This is a genomic window from Chloroflexota bacterium, assembly GCA_014360805.1.
GTDB lineage: Bacteria > Chloroflexota > Anaerolineae > DTLA01 > DTLA01 > DTLA01.
Genome location: JACIWU010000145.1, coordinates 1 through 2496, shown reverse-complemented (window position 1 = coordinate 2496; position 2496 = coordinate 1). Strand labels below are relative to the sequence as shown.

Genomic DNA, 2496 nt, shown 5'->3' with positions numbered 1-2496 from the left:
TCAACCGCCAGGACCTGGGGGGCTTTGCTGGTGGCCAGGTCATGATATACGTCATAGGCTCGCTTGCGGTTTTCTTTGGAGAGTTCGCCCGCGTTGTAGAGCCCCCAGGTGTTGTCGGGGCCAAAGTCCTGGAGGCAGAACCAGATGGCGGCGCGGACTCGCCAGTCGGGAATCAGGGTCTCGTAGGCGGCGCGGAGGCTGGCCGCCTGGAATTCCTGGCCGCAGGACAGCGACTGCCAGCCCATCTCGGAGATGTAGAGGCCCTTTTCCTCAAGGACCTCGCCCTCAAAGGCGAAGGCAGTGTCCCACAGGGTCTGGACTCGCGCGGCGACAGAGGCGCGAATGGAGTCGGGCGTGGCCTGGCAATCCTGCTTGACATAAAGATGGAACCCGATGCCGTCCAGCGGGTAGCGGCCGTAGTTGAGGCGCTGGGTTTCCCACTGCAGTGCGTTGATGCCCTGGCTGTAGGTATCGGCCAGGTACTGGGCGCCGGTGTCCGCGTCGTGGGTGAGCAGGGGCCCGGAGACAAGGGTAACGTCCAGGTTGTGGCGTATTTTGACCTCGTCGTAGATTTCCTGCAACATGCGGGCGAACCAGTAGGGGTGAATCCAGGGCTGCGTCCATGCGGGGCCGCCCGGCACGCGGTGCCAGTCGTTGGGCTCGTTGAAGGATTCGTACACGTAGATGCGACCGCGGAAGTGCTCGGCGATGAGGCCGAAGTTGGTAACGTACTCGTCTAGCCAGGACTCGGCGGCGCTGCTGGGGGCAGCGCTGCGGAAGGCGTTGGCATCGGCGGCGGGATTCCGCACGGCCTCCGCGCCGATGAGGGCGTAGATTCGCAATCCCTGGGCCAAGTAGCGGTCCACGATGTGGTCGTAGGTCTCAAGCCAGGTGCGGCCGGCGTATTTCGTTGCATCGGTGGGGGATGCCCAGGGGCCGAGGATGAAGTTCACGCGTACCCATTTGGCGCCCGCCCACGCGGGCAGACGCGAGTCCGAAACCGTGGCCGAGATCTCGCCCGTAACGAGGTCAATGGGGCGATTGACGTCCAGTCCCATCTTGCGGTTGTCGCGGTACATGGCTTTCTCCTCAGCCGAATGCGCTCGGGTCGGCTTCCCGGTTCTGAAATTGTGTACGCGCTTGCACCGCCCCGGGTGATGCGGCTTTATTGTACCTTATGCTTTGCGCGGGCGCAACCCTGGCTGTGGGCTTCTGGTTGACAACGAGGGGATGCTGTGGTATTTCCCATCAAAATTCGTTCTAGGAGGAGCAAGGTGGGATTCCGCTACGCTGTACTGGGGGCGGGCCGACAAGGGGTTGCCGCCGCCTATGATCTGGCCAGGTTCGGCGATGCCGAACAGGTGCTGCTGGTGGATGTGCGCGAGGGCGCGGCGCGAGAAGGGGCGCGACGGGTGAACGGGCTGGTCGGCAGGGATGTGGCCGTGGGAGGGCATGGGGATGTGGGCCAGCCGCAGCAACTCACCGGCGTCCTGTCGGGCGTGGACTCGGTGATTAGCGCCGTGTCCTATCGCTACAACTTGGCCCTGACCCGCCTTGCGATTCAGGTCGGGTTTCATCTGTGCGACTTGGGCGGCAATACGGAGATTACGCGGCAGCAACTGGCCCTCGGTGAAGATGCCGAGCGGGCGGGCGTCTCCATTGTGCCGGACTGCGGGATGGGGCCTGGGCTGAACGTGTCGCTGGGGGTCTACGCGATGTCGCTTCTGGACGAGCCGCACGATGTGTATATCTACGACGGCGGGCTTCCTCTGCACCCGGTGCCGCCTTGGAACTATGTGCTGACGTTCAACATCGGCGGGCTGACGAACGAATACGCCGGCCATGCCTTTTTTCTGCGGGAGGGGCGAGTGGCCCCGGTGCCGGGCCTTTCGGAGGTGGAGACAGTGGATGTGCCCGGCGTGGGCACGCTGGAGGCGGCGGTTACGACGGGCGGGCTTTCTACCATGGCGTGGACGTTTGAGGGCCGATTGCGGACGCTAGAGAACAAGACGCTGCGCTATCCCGGGCACTGGGCGCAGATGCAGGCGTATGCGCAACTGGGACTGCTGGACCTGGAGTCGGTGCGCGTGGGGGATGTGATGGTGGTGCCGCGCGAGGTGTTCCATGCGCTGCTGGAGCCTCGGATCACGGACCCGAATGCGAAGGACATCTGCATCGTGTACGTGCGGTGCAGGGGACTCCAAGGCGGCGCACCGGCAGAGGCTATCGTCAGTCTCGTGGACCGGTATGATGAGTCGACAGGATTCCGGGCTATGGAGCGGCTCACGGGGTGGCATGCGTCCATCATGGCGATTCTCGCGGCGCGGGGAGTGGTGCCTAGGGGTGCGGTTCCTGTGGAGCGGGCTGCGCCCGGAGACGTGATCGTCGCCGAGGTTCGGTTGCGCGGGTTGGATGTCCAGGCCGAAGTTCGCCTGCTGTGAGATGCAGATGCCGTCTCGGTTCCAAAGGTGCGACGCACATCCAAAAGTGCGTCGC

General features: G+C 64.2%; 2 protein-coding genes. One reads left to right on the top strand and one right to left on the bottom strand.

What is annotated here, in order from left to right; all coding sequences use genetic code 11:
• On the bottom strand, positions 1-1079 hold a 1079-nt coding region (locus H5T65_14050), incomplete at its 3' end, for a hypothetical protein (GenBank protein MBC7260350.1).
• A gap of 195 nt (positions 1080-1274) precedes the next feature.
• On the opposite strand from H5T65_14050, the gene H5T65_14045 reads away from it, so the two are divergent.
• Positions 1275-2441: a saccharopine dehydrogenase NADP-binding domain-containing protein gene (locus tag H5T65_14045; protein ID MBC7260349.1), complete on the top strand. Its 1167-nt coding sequence runs from the start codon at positions 1275-1277 to the stop codon at positions 2439-2441.
• Positions 2442-2496: the final 55 nt, after the last annotated feature.